This is a genomic window from Sphaerisporangium album (assembly GCF_003323745.1).
Lineage (GTDB): Bacteria > Actinomycetota > Actinomycetes > Streptosporangiales > Streptosporangiaceae > Sphaerisporangium > Sphaerisporangium album.
The window spans coordinates 429306-447669 of record NZ_QOIL01000002.1; the positions used below are offsets into that span (position 1 = coordinate 429306).

The following is an 18364-nucleotide window of genomic DNA, read 5'->3' on the forward strand; positions in this document are numbered from 1 at the left end:
ATGCTGTGCCGCCGGTGCGTCCGCACCGCCAGTGGCCGGGTCCGCGACGTCCCCGGAGTCGTCTCCATCGAGGTGGACGCCCGGGAAGGACTCATGCGCGTGCGCGGAGACGCGGACCCGCGGGTGATTCTGGCCGCGCTACGGTCCGCCGGCTTCGCCACGGACGCGGACGCTGATCGCCGCAGGGCGGCACCGGATTCGCCGTCCCGGCGCCGATGAGAGAAGCCGCGGCGAGCGGGGGCAGGGTGCCCGGTGGCTAAGGCAGGGCGGCCGCGGGGGTGGAGTCGACGGTGAGGGCCGTGTGGCGGGCTTGCTCGGCCTCCTCAGGCAGACCCGCGGCTTCGGCGCAGTCCGCCATGAGGGACCACAGCCGGGCTCGCGCCCACGGGAATTCGCGTTCCTCCAGCAGCGCCAGCGCCCTGCGGCACTCCTGCGCGGCGCGGGCGGCGTCGCCGTGGCCGCAGGCGATGCGGGCCCGTCCCCACGCCGCCCACGCCTGGCAGCGCGGGTTGCGCATCCGGCGCGCCACCTCGTCGGCTTCGGCGAGCAGGGCCGGCACCTCGTCGTCCTCGCCCACGTCGAGCAGCGTGTGCGCCAGGTGCGCGAGGGCGAAGGGCAACCCGTGCGGGGAGTCGAAGCGGCGGGCGTCCTCGATGGCCTCACGCAGGACGGCGGACGCCTCGGCATGATGCCCGGCCTCGCGCAGGGAGATGCCCAGGTGGGCCGCGATCGCGCTGTCCAGGATCCGGTCACTGGTGCGCCGCAGGAGGTCCCGGCTGTGCCGCCACTGCGCGGCGGAGGCGTCGAACTCGCCGAGGCGCAGGCTCAGGAACGCATCCAGGTAGTGGGTGATGGCCCACCACCATCCGTCCTCGGAGTCGCCGAGTTCCGCGCGGCTCTGCGCGATCATGGCGCGGTACTCCTCGGCGTCTCCGCCGTACTGCCCCGCCCAGGCCACGACCAGCCGCGAGATCGCGGCGTTGTGGCGGTCGCCGATCTCCTCGAACAGCGTGAGGCTCTGCCGGGCGGCGGCACGCGACCGCGGCGTGGGGTAGTAGACGTTCAGCGCGCCGATGCCCTGCAATGCCCTGGCCCGGGCGGCGGGGGCTCCGCCGCCGGACTCGAGGAGCGCGGACAGTGCGCGCGTCCCCTCGTGGCGCAGCCCGTAGTTCCAGAACCACACGAGCGCGCCGGCCAGCCGCAGCCCGGCCTCGACGTCGGGGCCGGCCGGATCGAGTGAATGGTCGACCGCGGCGCGAAGGTTGTCGTACTCCTCGGTCAGGCGGGCCAAGGAGTCCCCGCCGGAGCGGACGTGCGGGCCGTGCTCCTCGGCCAGCCGCACGTAGTGGTCGAGAAAGCGGGAGCGGCACGCCTCGGCTTCCCCGGCCTCCGCGAGCCTCGACGCCGCGTACTCGCGGACGGTGACCAGCATCCGGAACCGCCCGGTCGAGGGGTCCGGGACCACGAGCGACCGGTCGACCAGCCGGAGCAGCAGGTCCAGCACCTCGCCGGGCTCGATGCCGTCGAAGCCGCAGACCTCCTCGGCCGCGGTCAGCGTCCAGCCGCCGCGGAAGACGGCGAGACGGCGCAGCAGGCGGCGCTCGGCGCCCGACAGCAGGTCGTGACTCCAGTCCAGCGTGGCGCGCAGCGTGCGGTGACGCGCCTCACTCGTGCGCGGTCCCGCGGTCAGCAGCGAGAACCTGTCCTTCAGCCGCGCCGCGATGTCGGTCACCGACAGTGCCTTGACCCTGGCCGCGGCCAGCTCGATCGCCAGCGGCATGCCGTCGAGCCGCCGGCAGATGGACGCGACCACCGGCGCGGTCTCGGAGTCCAGGGCGAAGGACGGGCGGACGGCACGGGCGCGGTCCAGGAACAGCTGGACGGCCGGCGTGTCGGGGATCGCCGTCGCCTCGCCGGTCTCCTCGGGCACGGCCAGCGGGCTCACCGCGAGCTGGATCTCGCCCGGGACGGCCAGCGCCTCGCGGCTGGTCGCCAGCACCGTCAGGCCGGGGCAGGACTCGACCAGCCGCTCCACCAGGACGGCGACGTCGTCGATGACGTGCTCGCAGTTGTCGACGACGAGCAGCGCACGGCTTTCCACGAGATGCTCCACCACCGCGTCGGCGAAGGTCGTGCCCGAGGCGTCGGTCACGAGACCCAGCTGAGTGGCGAAGGTCTCCGCGACGTCCGTCCCGGGCTCCAGGGCCGCGAGCCGGACCAGCCGGACGCGGTCGGCGAGGGTTTCGTCCGCTCGGCGGGCGACCTCCATGGCGAGCGTGGTCTTGCCGACGCCGCCGGGGCCGGTGAGGGTGACCGTCCGGGCCTCGTGCAGGCGCCGCAACGCCGTTTCCACGTCGTCGTGCCGGCCGATCACCGACGACAGGCGCTGAGGCAGCGCGTCGCCGCCCCGGCTCGTGGCGGCCGGCCCGGCGGGTTGCCGTGTGCCCGACGGTTCCGTAGCCGGCGCCGGACCGTCGAGCGACGGGCCGGCCGGACGGACGCGATCGGTCGACGGAATCGGCGGGGCCACGCGGTGGAGCGATGGGTCGGCCGGGGTGACGCGATCGGTCGACGGCGCGGCCGGGACAAGGGGATCGGGGGACGGGGTGGGCCGGGTGGCGGGCGGTGAGGGGACCTGCTGACGCAGGATGGCCTCCGCCAGGGCCTGGAGCTCCGGAGACGGGTCGATGCCGAGCTCGTCGGCGAGATGGTGGCGTAGCGCCTGGTACGCGGCGAGGGCCTCCGCCTGCCGTCCGCTGCGGTACAGGCCGAGCATCAGCAGACGGTGCAGCCGCTCGCGCAGCGGGTTGTCCGCGACCGACCGTTCGAGATCGGCGACGGCCTCGACGTGCCTGCCGGCCTCCAGCAGCAGCTCCAGCCGGTCTTCGACGGAGCCCAGCCGCAGCTCCTCAAGTCGGGCGCTCTCGGCGAGCGCCCATTGGGTCTCGCCGACGTCCGCGAGCGCCGGGCCTCGCCACAGCCGCAGCGCCTCGTCGAGGAACTCCAGCGCGGCGGCGACCTGGCCGGTCGAGGCCCTTGCGCGGGCATGGCGGACAAGGTGCTCGAACCGGTGCGCGTCAACCGACTCCGCCGGTATGGCGAGCTGGTAGCCCGGAGCCCGGGTGACCAGGACGTCGCCACCGATGCCCGCGGCCCCGAGGGCGCGGCGCAGCTTGGACACCCGGATCTGCAGTGCGTTGGTGGCGTCGGCCGGCAGGTCCTCACCCCACAGGGCGTCCGTCAGGCTGTCGACGGACACCACTCGCCCCGCCGCGAGGACCAGCCGGGCCAGCAGCGCGCGCACGGACGGCGGCAACGCGGCCGGAGATCTGCCAGGTGCTCGAACCTCGACGGGGCCGAGGATCCCGAACGTCACGGCCGCCACGTGGGACCTGTCGGTGTGACGGCTGTGTCGTGCATGTCGCTCCTCGTCGTGCCCGGCCACCGCTCTCGGGTCAGTGGTGATGGACCGAGGAGTCGCGGTGACGCCCCATGGTACGTGGCCTCGGCCTCATCGCGGAGGGGCGGTCCGGATGACCCGGCTCCAGGTCCTCACGCGATCCGGAGCCCTGCGGCCCGCCGCTCGGACCAGAACGCCGACGAGGTCCGCGCCGCCGGCAACGCGGCGGAGGTCAGGCGGCCTCGTAGCCGGCGTGGACGATGGCGGACCGGATGGCCGCGGGGTCGGCCGTCCCGGTGACGGTCACGGTCCTGGTGGCCAGGTCGACGTCCACGGCGCTGACGCCGGGGACCTCGCCGACGGACCCGCTGATCGCGTTCACGCAGTGGTCGCAGCTGATGCCGGGGACGGAAAGGACGAGCTGGTCCATGGACGGCTCCTTGTCGCCGGGGCGGGCCGCCGAGTGCGGCCCGCCGGGATGAGAGCACCCTGCGCGGCGCCGCTGTCCGCGTCCTGTCCATGCGGGTCCGCGAGCGAGGCCGGCGCCTTGCGTCCGCGGACAGGAGACGGCCAGCGGCAGGAAAGCGGCGGTTGCGAGGTTCCGGTCAACGGCCCGTGCGGCGGGCCCTGTCGACGAGGAGCTGAGCTATGGCGACGGCGACGAAGGTGTCCCGCGGGCTGGACATCGGCGGCATGACCTGCGCGTCATGCGTAGGGCGGGTGGAGAGGGCCCTCACCAGGGTCGAGGGCGTCGAGCTGGCGGAGGTCAACCTCGCGACTGAGGTCGCCACGGTGACCTACGACCCCGCCCGCGTGTCGGTCGAGACGCTGACGGGTGCGGTCGGCAAGGCCGGGTACACCGCCACTGCGCGCGACGACCCGGGCACCGGTACCGCTGGCGAGCCGAGCGCCTTCGGCGACGTGCCGGGCACCGGGGCCGTTGGCGACGTGCCGGGGACCGGTGTCGTACAGAACGTGCCGGGGACCGGTGCCGTACAGAACGTGCCGGGCAGCGGTACCGTCCGAAGCGAGCCGGGCACCGGCCGAAGCCCGACGCCGCCCGAGACCGGTGAGGAGGGCCGGCGCCGTGAGCTCACCGGCCTGAGACGCACGTGGCAGATCACCCTGGCCATCGGGCTGTCGATGATGGTGCTGATGTACCTGCCGCTGCCCATCGACGCGATGGACTGGCTGATGCCGCTCCTGCTGGTCGTGGCCACGGTGGTGCAGTTCTGGGCGGGCCGGCCGCTGTACCGGGCGGCGTGGGCGGCCGGACGCCACGGCGCGGTGAACATGAACACGCTCGTCGTCATGGGGACCACGGTGGCGTACGGCTACAGCGCGTTCGTCACCCTGTGGCCGGCCCTGGCCGAACGGCTGGGGCTGCCGCTGCACGTGTACTTCGAGATCTCGGTCGTGGTCATCGCACTCGTCCTGACCGGCCGGTGGATGGAGGCCCGCGCCAAGGGGCGGACCGCCACGGCGATCAGGACGCTCATGGGTCTGCAGCCGAAGACCGCGCGCGTCCTGCGCGGCGAGGCCGAGGTCGAGATCTCCGTCGAGGACGTCGCCGTCGGCGACCTCATCCGCGTCCGCCCCGGCGAGAAGGTCCCCGTGGACGGCGTCGTCACCGGCGGCGCGTCCACCGTCGACGAAAGCATGATCACCGGGGAGAGCCTTCCGGTCGGCAAGGGCGTCGGCGACCCGCTGATCGGGTCGACCCTCAACCGCACCGGTTCGGTGGTCATGCGGGCCACCGCGGTCGGCCGGGACACCACCCTGGCGCAGATCGTCCGGCTGGTGGAGGACGCCCAGGGGTCCAAGGCCCCGATGCAGCGGCTCGCCGACACGGTGTCCGCATGGTTCGTGCCCGCCGTCATCGGCATCGCCGTCCTGACCTTCGCCTTCTGGGCGTTCTTCGGCCCCGACCAGGGACGGCTCACCCTGGGCATCGGGACGGCGATCGCCGTCCTGATCATCGCCTGCCCCTGCGCGCTCGGCCTGGCCACTCCCACGGCGATCATGGTGGGCACCGGAAAGGCCGCCGAGCTTGGGATCCTCATCTCCGGAGGCGTCGCGCTGGAGCAGGCCCGCAGGATCACCACCGTCGTCCTGGACAAGACCGGCACCATCACCCGCGGCCGCCCCGGCGTCACCCAGGTCACGGCCGCGCCCGGGACCGACCCCGACGAGCTGCTCGCGTACGCCGCCGCCGCCGAGACCGGGTCCGAGCACCCGCTGGGGGAGGCGATCGTGGCACGGGCACGGGACCGCCGTCTCGCTCTCCCGGCCGTGGAGTCCTTCGAGGCCGTGCCGGGCCACGGTGTCGAGGCCGCGTGAGCGGCAGGTCCGTCGTCATCGGCAACGCCGCGCTGATGCGGCGCCACGGCGTCGCCGCTGCCGGGACGACGGCGGTGGCCGGCGGGACCACAGCGGTGAACCACGGGACGACAGTGGCCGCCGGCGGAACGGCGGTGGCCGATTGGATGGCCGCGGTGGCCGGCGGGATGGCGGCCGAGGGCGCGACCCCCATGTACGTGGCCCTCGACGGGACCCTCGCCGGCGTGATCGGCGTGGCCGACACCGTCAAGCCCGAGTCCCGCGACGCCGTCGAACAGCTCAAGGCGCTGGGCCTGGAAGTGTGGATGCTGACCGGCGACAACACGGTCACCGCCGATGTCGTCGCCCGTCAGGTCGGCATCGACCGGGTCATCGCCGACGTGCGGCCCGAGGAAAAGGCCGCCCAGGTGGCGAGGCTCCAGGAGGGCGGCGCCGTCGTCGCCATGGTCGGTGACGGGATCAACGACGCGCCCGCCCTGGCGACCGCCGACCTCGGCATCGCGATCGGCACCGGCACGGACGTGGCCATCGCCGCCTCGGACATCACCCTTGTCGGCGGGGACCTGCGCGGGATCGTCTCGGCGATCGCCCTCTCCCGGCGTACCGTGACGACGATCAAGCAGGGACTGACCTGGGCGTTCGCCTACAACGTGCTGCTGATACCGGTGGCGGCCGGCGTGCTGTACCCGTTCAACGGGGTGCTGCTCGACCCCTCGCTCGCCGCGGCCGCCATGGCGATGAGCTCGGTCAGCGTCGTCACCAACGCCCTGCGCCTGCGCCGGTTCCCGAGGACCGGGACGGCCGAGATGCCGAAGCCGCGACTGCGCACGAGGATCGCCGACTCGGCCTACCTCGTCGGCATCGCCGCCCTCGCGGCGGCCGTGGGCGCGGGCTTCACCGCGCTCAGCCGTACCGACAGCGCACAGCGCGGCATGAACGGCGTCCTGGCCTGGGTGCAGTCGACCGGAATGCCGATGCGCCCGGCCATGAGCGTCATGATGACCGCCGACACCGAGCCCCGGCACGCCGGCGACGCCGGGCTGAAGGTCGGCGTCGAGCTCCCCCGGGACGTCGTACCGGGCAGGCCCGCCGCGGTCCGCGTCCGGGTGACCGACGCCGAGACCGGCCGTCCGGTGGACGACATCGGGCGCAGCCACGAGGCGTGGATGCACTTCATCGTCACCAGGGACGACCTCGGCACGTTCGCGCACCTCCATCCCCAGCCGACCGGCCGTCCCGGAGAGTTCTCCGTGCGGCCGACCTTCCCGACCGCCGGCCGGTACCTGATCCACACCGAGTTCCGGCGGCGCGGTGAGATGACGGACGTCCTGGAACGCCAGGAGGTCGTGGTCGGGGACCGGGCACAGGTCACCCCGGAGAAGGCCGCGCCGTCCGCGTGGGAACAGGTCGTCGGCGGTGTCCGCGTCACCTTGACCGGCGAGGCGGAGGCCGGGTCGAGGAGCCGCTTCACCTACCGGTTCACCGACGCCGTCACCGGCAGGCCCGTGGACGACCTGAGGCCGTACCTGGCCGCCGCCGGCCACGTGGTGGTCATGCCGCTCGACGGCAGCGGGTTCGCCCACGAGCACGCGGAGGCCGAGGACGGGCAGGGCCGTCCCGTCTTCGCCCTGCCGGTGCAGACCTTCGGCCCCGACCTCGGCCTGCACGCCGACTTCCCGCGGCCCGGCCTCTACCGCCTCTGGGGCCAGTTCCGCCAGGCGAACGGCCAGGTCATCACCACCACCTTCACGGCCGACGCCCGCTAGGCCGGCGAAGCCTCAGGAAACACGCCGCGGGGCAGGGTGGCGGCATGGAGCTGCCCCCTGCCCCCCCCCTCTGCCAAACCGGCGTTCGTGGCCAACCGTGGGAGGGAGGTGTCGCCGGGCATGGGCCCGGCGACATCGAGTTGGGAGCTTCCTCAGGCGGCGTGCTGCGTGGGCACTTCGAGAGAGACCACGTCGGAGACGGCGGCGGACAGGCGACGGCTGAGGGAACCGGGGCGCGAGACAACAGTCACGTGCAGACCGGCTTCGGCCAGCCAGCGGGCGAGGTCGACGAAGTAACCGTCTCCGGACCCGATGACGACCCGTTCGAACCGTAGGTCGATGCGGTCGTCGTGAGCCGTCTCTCCCAGCGCCTGGTCGGCGCCGTCGGGGCCAGGACGCGTCAGCAACCGCACTCCGGGGAAGGCGATCCCGACCGCCACGAGCGCGGAGGGGTTCACCGCCACCATGTATTGATCCATCTCTCCTATCGGCACGACCATCTCGTACACCGTCATCACCTCCTCTACCTCGCAGGTCGTGGGGTGAGGCGCGCCCACGAGATTCTCGATGTCGAGCAGGTGCATGGCCCTGCCATGCCGCAGCGACTCCTGGTGCTCCAGGCGACGGGCGCGGCGGCTCGTCCGCGAGGCGCGGGTGCGGAACTCGTCCAGGTCGGTGACGGGGGTGATCACGATCCAGGTCCTTCCCTAGTGCGGCGTGTGCGTCCAGTTTAATTAAAACACATGTGAACTCGGTGCACGAACACTTAGGGCAGGCCTGTCTTCCGGGATTTTCGTCATGAACGGCGGGCCGAGCCTGAAGCCTGGCAAGAGGATCCAGTGGCCGGCCATCAGGCGGTGCCGGGCGCTGAGCCTTCTGTCCCGGTGCCCGGCGTCGGGTGGCGCCACGTCCACTCCCGGAGTCGCGCGAGACCGGGGCGCAGGTCCGGCAGCGAGGGGAGGGGTGAGCGCAGGCCTGTGGGTGTGGGGAGCGCGAAGCCGACGGCCTTGCCGGGGGTGCCGGTGGTGAGCAGTGACGTGACGTACGCCGCGCAGTGGCCTTCGGAGAGCTGGTAGGCGAGCAGCAGGCCGCGCCCGTTCTCGGTCATCAGGGAGATGTCAGGCTGGTCCAGGGTGGCGAGGCGGTCGAGGGCGTCGCGGATCTTCTGCGCTTCCGGATCCCCGTCGACGATCTCGCACCACGTCGGGGTGCCGTTGACGCTGCCGCAGATGCCTACCTGAGAATGGGCGAACTTGAGCAGGCCCTTGACTCCGCACGAGGCGCCATCCCCATGGCCAAGGCGCTGAGCTGCGCCCGCTCGGTCGAGTTCGTCCAGGCGTTCGCCGACCGCCTCGAACCGTACAGCAACACCGTGGCGGTCCGAGAATTCCGCGACCACCTGCGCATCGAACTGGCCGTGTGACGTTCGGCCTGGTCACGCCTTCGCGCTCGTCGGCCACTCCATTCTCTCGGAGATATCGAGGCAGTAGGGCCAGGCCAGTTCATCGACTGAGGTCCTGTGGGAGCCTGGCGCTGGAGACAGCCGCCTTCGATCACGTCGTTCAACGCCAAAACGAATAGACCTCTCCGGCCTGGTCAACCGTCCAAGAGGCCGACCACTAGTTCCTCTATCTCTTGGGAGTAGGGGCCGGTGGCCAGCGTTCTACGGACCAGGCGGCGGAGAGCGATGAAGTCAGTGTTCTCGTCAAGTTCGAGGCTCATCACCAGGGCGGCTTCGTGGAGACCTAGACCGGCCAGACGCGCGTGGACCTCGTTTTCCGGATCGAAGAATGGAATCGGTAACTTCCATACATGCTTGTCGATGTGTCGCTCATCTTTGCCATAGGACATGAGAGGCCGCACGAGCTGTGTGAGCACAGGGGCATTGAGAATGGCGCACAGAAAGTAGCCCTCATCATGACTGTTCACCGTACCCCAGTACAGTGCTTTGTCGCATATCGTGGAAGGGTCATCTACGAGGCCGGCGGCCACGTGCATCCCTGATGCTCCATAGACCACCCGAAGCGCGGATGGTGGAAGCTGTGAGGTCAGCTTGCGCCGGAAGTCGAGCTGTTCGGTTAGTGTGAGGCGATTGCTGGACCTGTGGTCTACCCATATCCGTTCCGCTTTCCTCCACCAAGTGGCAAGATCGGGGTAGAGATCGATCCGTGGATGCTGCCCGTCAAGAAGCTGGTTCTTCTCTAGAGGGAGAATCGCTTCTCGAGGCGTCAGGAGACGGTAAGGTAGAACGCTCTCCCCGAGAAGAACCGGCCGGACGAATTCGCTTTCGACAACGCCTTCCAGGGACGGTAGTTCCTTCCAAGGAGACTTCTCCTTGCTGCCGCGCACCGATCTGACCGCACGTCGTCCATAGGGCAGTCCCAGGGGCCCCGTCGGCCTGCGTTCGACGAAGAATAGGACGCGTGGGACGAGGGTCGCCCCCTGGAAGAAGCGTAGTTTGTAGGGAGACTCGAGCATGTTCGCATCGTGAACGACGAGGTCAGCTGCCTCGAAGGACAGGAAGCTAGAGACGACATCCCATGTAGGCGCTTGTTTCGGCAGCCTGCCGATCCACCGGAGCGTCGAGGTCGGCAGGGGTGTTGCACCGTCGGCGGGCCCGGTTCGCGTGCCGAACACCACGGCGGCGCCACGCGGAAAGAAGTGTGGTCGGAGCCTGCGCAGGTCCCACGAGTGGGTGAAGGCCACCGTGGTCAGTTCGGCTTGGTCGGGGTAGAGGCCGGAACGGAATCCCTTGAAGTAGCCGCGGTCGAGTGCGGCATTGGGGAGGACGAACGCGAAGGCCCCGCCCACCCTCAGAAACTGTTGGACCGCTCGGGTGACGAAGAGACCGGACAGGTCCTGATGGGTGGCGACCTCCCTTCCGTGCCACAGGCCACGGGCTTCGCACAGTTCCCTGAACCTCCGCTGCATGTCTTCGGGCATCCGCCGGTAGGCTAACCAGGGTGGGTTGCCGACGAGCACGTCAGCGCGGTTTTCGGGTCGGCTCAGCCACCTGGGGCGGGCGAGGTTGCGAACGTAGTAACCCCAGATGTGGTCTTGGTCGTCATCATGCAGGCGGCACATCCTCGCGAAGCTGTCCCGGATTGCTTCGCGGTCCTCAGCGGCGATGGCTCTCCGGTTGAACAGGGCCGTCAATGGTGGGACGGTGCCTGGGCGACGGGGTGAGGCCGCGAGCTTCGCCAGTTCCTCGATCAGAGTGTCGAAGTTCGCCGCATCCGCGAGAAGCGTCTCGGGGAAGCGCAGTTCGTTGCCGTAGATCTGCGGTCCGTCCTCACCTGTATCGACCACGACCTGGCCACCGGTGAACAGATCCGTCTTCTCTTGTTTCCACTGAACGCTGTCCCCGAGGTACACGGGCACGTGCACACCCCGGCGGTCGTCGGCGCGGAGGCGTTCCTTTCCGATCGCCAACAGATACGTGACGCGGGCAAGTGCCACGGCCACAGGATGCAGGTCGAGACCGTAGACATGCCGGGTCACCCCTTCAAGAGCGTCCGCAAGCGGCACGGCATCGGTTTCAGCGGCGGTTAGGTAACGCCGTACCGCATGAAAAAGGAACGTTCCCGATCCGCAGGCGGGGTCGAGCACGCGCTGCCGGAGGGGATCAGTGACAGCTTCCGCTATCACCTGCTCCGCGAGCCAGTCGGGGGTGTAGTACTCGCCTAGCCGGGCTCGCGTATCTGGACCGATGATGGATTCGTAAAGGATTTTCAGGACGTCGTGTTCGACATGTCGCCAGTCGAAACGGGCCAGGCGCCGCGCGAGTGTGCTGACGAAGGCCTCTCCGCCCGGCACCTCCAGTATCCAGTCAAAGAAGTCCTGCTCCACCACCCCTGAAATCCGCGCGAGGCGGAAGTGCTCCCCTCCCAAAAGCGTGGCCGGCTGAAGATCGATCACATCGAAGCCGAGAACGAGGTGTGCGATGATCTCGGCGCTGTTGACCAGCAGTGTGTGTTCAAGAAAGAGTTCGGTGTCTTCGGTGAACTGCGTGCCGAGGGCGCTACGAAGCAGGCCCGACCAGAGTCGGCGCTTGAGTTGTACGGTGGGCGTGGCACCGTAGGCCTCGTAAAGGGCGGCGAGAGCTGCATAGTCGAGTTGGTATGAGGCGCTGTCGGCGCCGAGCCGTACACGAATCTCGGACGGTGTCGGTGGCACGCCTTGTCGAGTGGCGAGCACTCCTTCGAGCCAGGTGAGGAGCCCGGTCAGGTCGGGGCGTCCTGTTTTCAGGATGTACTGCGATGCCTGCGCCAGCACACCGTCGTGTAATTGGTAGGCCCTCCATTCAGCCCCGTCTGTCAAGACGCCGACGTAGCGCTGGCCCGTCTCGTGAACGCGAGCGGCGACGTAGTCACGAAGTTGGTTCTCGGCGGCCCGGAGGGACGCCACGCTACCCGCAAGGCTCTTCTTGACCTCGATCACCGTGTAGCCGACCTCGATGTCGATCCGTCTGTGATTGCCGACCTGGGCCTCCAGATTGACTTCCAAGTCTGCCTCGGCCAACCCGAGACCGCCGATGAGGAGGAGCTGCCGGATATCGGCCTGTATGGTGGCTTCGCTGCGAACCCGGTGACGGTCGGAGAGGCGGCTGACGGTCTCGTACAGGGGATTTGCTACATCAATCGGCACTCACGAGCATTACCATGTATATGCGAACCTGAGAAGGTTCTAATTCTATATCTGTAGCGCCTGGTGTCTTGTCTTGGATGCCATGCTATAGCAAATTAACATCGGCAAGATCGGCTTTAGATCCTTGTCCACTCTCGCTTCGGTTCGATGGGCTGAAGGTGTTCTCTACGGTCAGGCCGGTGCCACTGGTTGTCATCCTGTAGATGAGAGTCGACCGAAGGGCTGTCCGCCCCCTGTTCGAGCTTTGCGAGGAGCTCCTGCGCCGTGCGCCCGGCTTTCTCCGAACAGCAAGGCGCGTACTCCGTTCAGGGCGTTCTCGCGTTCGATCTGCGGTGTACCCGGGTGAGCCGCGTGGTCTAGCAGGCGTCGCAGCCGTTCCTCCGTCTGAGGGTTGAACACAGGTCGTCCTTTCGTCACCGCACCATGAGGCGCGCTGGTTCTGTCAGGGCGGTTTCTGCCGCGCTGAAGTCGGCGAGCCGCATGGACAAGGTCTCGACGGCCATGGGGCGCGGAAGGGCCGTGCTGAACTTCAGCCCACTGAGTGCCCGTTCGTCGACTTCCGGGTACCGCAAATCATTCGAGAGACCCTGGACGGCCGAGTGCCAATCCGATCGGGTCAGGTCGTTGCGGAGTCTGATGTTCAGATCGTTCACGCGGTGCGTCGGATCGGCGAGCGGTCCAAGGGTGGCCTTGAGCGTGGCGTTGGCTCGGTAGCCGGCCCATGTCCACCAGAGGAGATCACCATCGGTCCGGACGATGACGGTCCCCGTCTGGTGGACGGTATCGGCATGCTCCGCACGCACCTTGGCCAGTCCGTCGTCCGCTCGTGGGGTCAGCCGTACCGGGGGAGTGGCGCCCAGGAGGACGTCCCGCATGGCGCGGGTGAGCGGGAAGGACATGCCGAAGAACCCGGTCGACGACCAGCGGGCCTCTCCTCCGGTCCCGTCCACAGGATCGACGAAGCAGCGCCGTCGTCTCCAGTCGATCCAGTCGACCCGCCAGGTTCGCCCGGCGAGCAGGAGCAGCCGGGGACCGGTCACCGACGAGGTCAGCAGCGCCGGATCGGTACGGCCTAGTTCCTTGCCCCCGTGCAGGACGGTGAACTCCGGCGGCGCGGTGAACACCGCCACCAGGTCCATGAAGTGGCGGCGCCCGAAGCGCTCCTCAGCCTTCGGCCCGATCTGCAGCCAGGAGCCGTCCTCGTCCAGGAATCCGTCCTGGACGAGATGGTCGAGTATCGGTTGAGCCGAGTGATGCTCGAACGGAGCGAGACCTGCCCACCAGTCGGGCCACATGGCGTCGCCGATCCGCCCCTCCTGCAGGGTCAGCGCCAGGAGTTGCTGGGCGACGACGTGCCGTGGAGAGTGAGGAGGCTGAATCGGCTCGACAAAGCCCGTGCTCCACAGTTGCAGTAGTCCGGTACAGACGAGTAGGTCGTCGTGGGTGAGCGCGAGGACCAAGCAGTTGCGCTTTTTCCCGGCCCGCCGCCCCGTCCGTCCGAGCCGCTGCAGGAAGGAGGCGACCGACCATGGCGCGTTCATCTGGATGACCCGGTCCAGGTCGCCTACGTCGATGCCCAGCTCAAGGGTGGAGGTGGAGACGATGACGCAGTCCTGGGCCTCGGCGAAGGCCTCCTCGGCGCGGCGACGCTCGTCGGCCGACAGCGAGGCGTGGGACAGGAAGGTCGTGACACCGAGGCCGCGAAGTAGCTCGCCCAGTTCCTCGACCATGCGGCGGGAGTCGCAGAACACGAGCCGTTTCTCACCCTGGAACCAGGCGATGACCCGTGCCGCGTTCGACAGCGACCCCACGTAATCCAGCTCCACGTCCGCGGGAGCCGACTCGGTGGCGGTGTCCGGCGCGATCACCTGTGCCGGACGGTTGCCGGCACTGGAGCCTTGCAGCCAGGTCAGCACATCCTGCGGGTTTCCCACCGTGGCGGACAGACCGATCCGCTGGAGGGGACGGCCCGCGAGATGCGTGAGGCGTTCGAGCACGCTGAGCAGATGCCAGCCGCGATCGTCTTTGGCGAACGCGTGCGCCTCGTCCACGACGACGGTACGCAGGTCACCCAGAAGACGTCGGTGATCAACGCTTCTGCTGATCAACATCGATTCCAGCGATTCCGGCGTGGTCAGCAGCAGGTCGGGCGGGTCACGCAGGATCGCCTGCCGCCGCGAGCCCGATACGTCGCCGTGCCAGATCTCCACCCGCCGGCCAAGCCAGCCCGCGTATGCCTGCAGCCGGGGCAGCAGGTTGTTGAGCAGCGCCTTCAGCGGGCAGAGGTACACGACGGACAGGCCGGTCCACCCGTGCGTCTCCATCGCCGAGAGCAGCGGGAAGACCACGGCCTCGGTCTTTCCTCCAGCGGTCGGAGCAACCAGCAACGCGTCCAGCCCGCTCGCGACCGGGTCGAGAGAAGCGGACTGGAGCGGACGGAGCCGAGGCCAGCCAAGGGTGTTGGCGACGTGGTACGCGAGCGTGGGGTGCAACGTGGCGGATGGGGAGGTCACGGCAGGTCGAGGTCCACTTCGGCGGCCGACAACTTGCGACGCGCACCGCGAAGGGCGTTACGTTCGTCGTCGTTCAACTCGGACTCGGCGAGCACCACCTGCTTGTAGTCGCGCCGCGGAATGAAGTCCTCGAAGTCGGTGACCCGGAACAGCACGTCCGCGACCAGCTTGCGCAGGAAGACTCGAGGAGCCGTGCCGACGCCCAGGTGTCCCGCTACCGAGGTCGCGAGATCCTTGACGTACCCGTCGTCGACCAACGTCATGATCCGGGGCTCCGCCCGGTCGCCCTTGGCGTAGAGGTCACGTACCACGCAGCCGAGTTCGACCAGCCGGTCGCGGTCGAATCCCGTGAGACGGACCTGCACGGCTCGCGCCGTGTCGAAACGGGCGTCGGTCTTGAAGTCGGTGTGCAGCCGTTGAGCGAGTGGAGCGGACAGTTGGACGCCCTGCCGGCCGTCATAGAAGGCCGGAGTGCCCGTGATGACGAGATAGAGACCAGGGAACCGGCCCTTGTCGATGTCGTCGATGAGACCGCGGAGGGTGTTCAGGCTCCGCTCACGGAGATTACTCGGCACACGTTGTACGGTCTCGACCTCATCGAGCACCACGAGCAGTCCGGGGTGGCCGCAGTCCCGGAGCACCACGAGCAGGCCCTGCAGAAAATCGAGTGCGTTGCCGGCGTCGACCTCTCCCTTGATCCCCGCGTGGCGGCGGACCGACGCAGCGATGTTCTGCTGCCCGCCGATCCAGCCGAGCAGTCCGTCCGCAGTGACCGCGTCGCCGGCAAGCCGTGCCCGGCGGTAGAAGCGCAGCGCCGTCGCGAAAGCCGGAACGTTGCGTGATACCTCGGAAAGCCGAGACTCGATACGCTCATCGACCGCCGAGCCGATGGCCTTCCTGTCGTCCGTGGCGATCCCCTCCGCCGCGCCGACCTCCCCTTCCAACATGAAAAGCCAGGTGTCGACGATGTCCCGCAGTGCGCTCGGTGAGCTGCCCGCTGTGGACAGGGCGCGGATCAGTGCCCGGTAGATGGCGTGTGGTTTGTACAGCGGGGTGTCCGTGTCCGTTATCTGGACCTCGCTCGTGGCCATCCGCATGCGTTTTGCCCGCTCAGCGAGCCAGCGAGCGAAGAAGGTCTTTCCCGATCCGTACTCACCGCGGATGGCCTTGAAGCCACCGCCGCCACTCGCCGCGCCGGCCAGCTCGTCGTCGAGCACCTTCTCGAAACGATCCATGCCGACCGCGAACAGATCGAGATCGTTCTGCGGGACGGTGCCGCGTGACAGGGCATCGATGATCCGCCGCCGCCGGACCTGGCTGACCTTACGCGTCACGGTCCAACCTCCTCGTCGAGGAATTGTTCTTTCATGAGCCGAAGATTCAGATCGACGGTCTGGTCACCGTCCTTGAGAGTGAGGACGGCTTCGTCGATGTTGAGCAGTCGCTTCGCCGCGGACAGGAGGAGTCGGGTGCGCTCCACCGGCTCACCGATCACCTTGGCCACCTCCACCACCGAGAGGCGTCCGCCGCGGGCGTCCAGAGCGTCGATCAACGCGGCCACGGTGTCATCCTCGATCGGGCTCGGAGTGATCTCCCGTTGCTCGGCGAACATCTCGGAGGTGACCACCCGCCCACCGAGCCGGACGACCGTCGGCGGTGCCGTGGGCTGCACCGGTCCGCTGATGGTGTCTGGCCCAGAGGAAGAAGGCGGAAGCGAGAGCCACCTGCGTGGTGGGACGGAAATATCTGGCTTGGGTGGGGTCCGGCTTCCCGGTCCTGGCGGCACCGGGCCATCCGGGCGCGCAGGGATGGAGATCGGCGCCGGAGGCCGGGAGATGTCGACGACACTCCTCCGCTGCCCGACAGGCACAGAAGTCCGATCGGCGCGGGGATCGTGTATCACTGCCGATCCACCCGTGCTCGTGTCACTCCGCACTGGCTTCCGGCTCACGCGTATCCATCGGCGACCGAGCAGCGCCTGGCTCCATTCACGGGCGATCGGGCGGTGACCATGCGGTCCGGCGGCTAAAGCGAACATTTCGGTGACCAGGGTGGCAACGTGCGGGTCGAGGCCGGGGAGCAGAGCGAGGCTTCCTCCGGGGCGGACCTGCGCGTCCTGCGACAGCACGCGGCCGATCAGCAGCGCCAGCTTGTACCGGTCGGTGTCCAGATCAGGGCCGGTCGAGGGTTGGTAGGGATCGTCCCAGTCAGGGGTGTGCGCCTGCCGCAGCACCGGTTCCCTGCCGTGCCGCCGAAAGCCGTCACAGTCGAGGACGAACATCTCGTACGGCGCCGCCGGCTGCCACAGCAGGTTCCGGTACGAGATGTCGCCCAGCACGATCCCATGACCATGCAGCATTTCGACCAATGCCGTTGCCCGTAGGGCGATCTTGAGTCGCTCCTGGATGCCGGGTTGGTACAGGTTCCGCCATGCCCAGTTCGGCTTGAAGAGCAGGTATTGCAACTCCACCAGCTTGGAGGATTTGCCGATGACCGCAGAGAACTCACGGGGGACCTCCGGCATGAGGAAACCGGTGACCGTGGTTCCGGAGACGACTCGGGCCAGTGGCCACGCGCAGTGTGTCAGCAGCGCATGCCGGTCGGAGGCCGCAAGAGAACGCCCGAATTCCACCATATCTGCGAGTGCTCCGCCGTCGACCTCCCCCGCGTGCGACATGTACTCCTTGTAGACCAGTTGCCCAGGGCCGATTGCCCGCGTGACGACGCCTTGGCCGCCCGAGCCCAGCGGTTCGGGCTCAAGGGCGAGCGAGTCACGCTGTCGGTCCAGAGGGTGCGCCACGAAAGTCATTCAGACGGTCCACACACAGATCGCCGTGCGGTCGTCGTCGTGCGACTTGGCCCGGAAACTCACCTGCCAGAGGAACGTGGGTAGTGCGGGCACGAGAGACCGTCCCCACCAGGCTCCAAGCTGGGCGCTCACCAGTTCGCTTCCCATGGGCCTGGCCAGGCCGTCGGTGCAGAGCAGCAGCATGTCGCCGCGACGAAGGTCTACGACCGTGATCTCCACCTGGCCGGTATCATGGGGAAGCGCGTGGGTCCTCGACGAGCTGATCGACTCCTCGAACTTCTTCGGAAAGCATGGCGTCCATGTTTCCTCGCGCAGAAGCATCGCCTCGCTGTCCCCGACTCGCATCAGCGTCGCCTGAAGCTTCTCCGAATCGATGAGCGCCACCACGAGTGTGGTACTGAGGTCTTCCGGGGACACCGGCCGCCCGTTGACTTTGGACCCGGCGCATTTCATCAGGTCGTCGGCGATGTCCTCGAAGAAGACCTCCGGCTGGATGCCCGACGTGCCGGGGGCGAAGAGGTCCTCGATGTTGTTCCGGGCGGACACGCACGCCTCGGCGGCGCCGATGTGGGACAGGGCCTTGCTGCCGAGCCCGTCGGCGACACACGCGAGAAGTCGTGTGCCGTCGATCTGCCAGAAGCCCATCGCGTCCTGACGGGTCAGCCCGAGGTGCCGGTGAGCTTCGCCTCGGATCGACGCCGCGCGTACCGCAAGGCCGGGCAGGTCGGCGCCGTCCAGTTCGCTGTCGGGGCGTCTCAGGTCCACATCCGGCAGGCCCGTGAGCGCTGGGCGCACCATCGGCCTGCGCCCGATGACGAGCGGTTCAGGGATGGTGAGCTCCGGCTCGGCCGTCAGCCCCTCTTGCAGTTGCTCCACGTCAGTGCCTCCC

At 68.8% G+C, this 18364-nt stretch carries 13 protein-coding genes; 4 read left to right on the forward strand and 9 right to left on the reverse strand.

The window, feature by feature from the left end; genetic code table 11:
• Positions 1 to 219 carry a heavy-metal-associated domain-containing protein gene (locus tag DQ384_RS44075; protein ID WP_484378254.1) on the forward strand — a complete coding sequence of 73 codons (219 nt, stop codon included), beginning with the start codon at positions 1 to 3 and terminating at the stop codon, positions 217 to 219.
• 37 nt (positions 220 to 256) lie between these two features.
• On the opposite strand, the gene DQ384_RS04380 is transcribed toward DQ384_RS44075, so the two are convergent.
• Positions 257 to 3376, reverse strand: a complete 3120-nt coding sequence (locus DQ384_RS04380; RefSeq protein WP_147268636.1) for an AfsR/SARP family transcriptional regulator — start codon at positions 3374 to 3376, stop codon at positions 257 to 259.
• Between the two features lie 256 nt (positions 3377 to 3632).
• Positions 3633 to 3830 (reverse strand): heavy-metal-associated domain-containing protein, encoded by a 198-nt coding sequence (locus DQ384_RS04385; RefSeq protein ID WP_114027356.1) that lies wholly within the window; start codon positions 3828 to 3830, stop codon positions 3633 to 3635.
• 218 nt (positions 3831 to 4048) lie between these two features.
• Here DQ384_RS04385 and DQ384_RS43550 point away from each other — a divergent pair, with 218 nt between their 5' ends.
• Positions 4049 to 5740, forward strand: coding sequence for a heavy metal translocating P-type ATPase (locus DQ384_RS43550; RefSeq protein ID WP_114027357.1), 1692 nt, complete (start codon positions 4049 to 4051; stop codon positions 5738 to 5740).
• Positions 5737 to 7506 (forward strand): HAD-IC family P-type ATPase, encoded by a 1770-nt coding sequence (locus DQ384_RS43555; protein ID WP_281274004.1) that lies wholly within the window; start codon positions 5737 to 5739, stop codon positions 7504 to 7506. Before DQ384_RS43550 ends, DQ384_RS43555 begins: the two co-directional genes overlap by 4 nt.
• 152 nt (positions 7507 to 7658) lie before the next feature.
• On the opposite strand, the gene DQ384_RS04400 is transcribed toward DQ384_RS43555, so the two are convergent.
• Together DQ384_RS04400 and DQ384_RS04405 are read right to left on the reverse strand one after the other, a co-directional pair.
• Complete coding sequence (locus tag DQ384_RS04400) at positions 7659 to 8198, reverse strand: PIN domain-containing protein (protein ID WP_114027359.1); 540 nt, start codon at positions 8196 to 8198, stop codon at positions 7659 to 7661.
• Positions 8199 to 8356: 158 nt separating this feature from the next.
• Positions 8357 to 8614 (reverse strand): hypothetical protein, encoded by a 258-nt coding sequence (locus tag DQ384_RS04405; RefSeq protein ID WP_114027360.1) that lies wholly within the window; start codon positions 8612 to 8614, stop codon positions 8357 to 8359.
• A gap of 135 nt (positions 8615 to 8749) precedes the next feature.
• Between DQ384_RS04405 and DQ384_RS40960 the strand changes: the two genes are divergently transcribed.
• Positions 8750 to 8929: a hypothetical protein gene (locus DQ384_RS40960; RefSeq protein ID WP_181871021.1), complete on the forward strand. Its 180-nt coding sequence runs from the start codon at positions 8750 to 8752 to the stop codon at positions 8927 to 8929.
• A gap of 173 nt (positions 8930 to 9102) precedes the next feature.
• On the opposite strand, the gene DQ384_RS04410 is transcribed toward DQ384_RS40960, so the two are convergent.
• From DQ384_RS04410 to DQ384_RS04430, 5 genes are all read right to left on the reverse strand, one after another.
• Positions 9103 to 12153 carry an N-6 DNA methylase gene (locus DQ384_RS04410; RefSeq protein WP_220182767.1) on the reverse strand — a complete coding sequence of 1017 codons (3051 nt, stop codon included), beginning with the start codon at positions 12151 to 12153 and terminating at the stop codon, positions 9103 to 9105.
• Positions 12154 to 12566: 413 nt separating this feature from the next.
• Entirely contained in the window at positions 12567 to 14666 is a 2100-nt protein-coding gene (locus DQ384_RS04415; RefSeq protein ID WP_114027361.1) for a DEAD/DEAH box helicase, read from the reverse strand.
• Complete coding sequence (gene brxD / locus DQ384_RS04420) at positions 14663 to 16000, reverse strand: BREX system ATP-binding protein BrxD (RefSeq protein WP_114027362.1); 1338 nt, start codon at positions 15998 to 16000, stop codon at positions 14663 to 14665. The genes DQ384_RS04415 and brxD overlap by 4 nt, the downstream gene beginning before the upstream one ends.
• Complete coding sequence (locus DQ384_RS04425; protein ID WP_114027363.1) at positions 15997 to 17475, reverse strand: MoaD/ThiS family protein; 1479 nt, start codon at positions 17473 to 17475, stop codon at positions 15997 to 15999. Before DQ384_RS04425 ends, brxD begins: the two co-directional genes overlap by 4 nt.
• The gene (locus tag DQ384_RS04430) at positions 17476 to 18351 is read right to left on the reverse strand and encodes a protein phosphatase 2C domain-containing protein (RefSeq protein WP_114027364.1); all 876 of its coding nucleotides are present in this window, start codon (positions 18349 to 18351) and stop codon (positions 17476 to 17478) included.
• Between the last annotated feature and the right edge of the window lie 13 nt (positions 18352 to 18364).